At 71.7% G+C, this 605-nt stretch carries 1 protein-coding gene; it reads right to left on the bottom strand.

Annotated elements, in window-relative coordinates; genetic code table 11:
• On the bottom strand, positions 1-605 hold a 605-nt coding region (locus ACTT8P_RS38410), incomplete at both ends, for a condensation domain-containing protein (protein ID WP_442836422.1).

The following is a 605-nucleotide window of genomic DNA, read 5'->3' as shown; positions in this document are numbered from 1 at the left end:
GGCACATTCTGCACCTGCTCCTTCACCGCCTTCAGCAGCACACCGGCCGCCGGACCCCCGGCCCGCGCCTGGCCCAGATCCGTCCCGCCCACGGCCAGCCGCACCGGATACACACTGGTGAACCACCCCACCGTCCGCGACAGATCCACCCCCGCAGCCGTCGACTCACGCCCATGGCCCTCCACATCCACCAGCACGTCGTCACCGAGGCCAGGCCGCCAAGCAGCCACCGCCCCCGCCAGCGTCGCCAACAGCACTTCACGCACACCACAGTGGAACAGCGCAGCGGTACGCCCCACGAGCGTCTCCACCACCCCCACGGGCAACCCCCACTCACACCGCCGCAACACCCCCACCGTGTCCCGCACCGGATCCAACGGCCGCCCGCCCAACAACGAATCCCCACCGTCCAACAGCCGTGCCCACCCCGAAAGCTCCGCCCGACGACGCTCACTCACCGCGTCCAGGGCCAGAAGGTCGGACCAGCGCCGGAAGGACGTACCCACCGCGTCCAGCGCGGGCCGGCGTCCCGCCGCCACCGCCTCGCAGGCCGCACGCAGATCGGGCAGCAGGATCCGCCACGACACACCGTCCACGACCAGGTG

This window comes from Streptomyces sp. JW3 (assembly GCF_052216785.1).
Taxonomy (GTDB): Bacteria; Actinomycetota; Actinomycetes; order Streptomycetales; family Streptomycetaceae; genus Streptomyces.
This window is presented reverse-complemented; position numbering and strand designations above follow the sequence as displayed.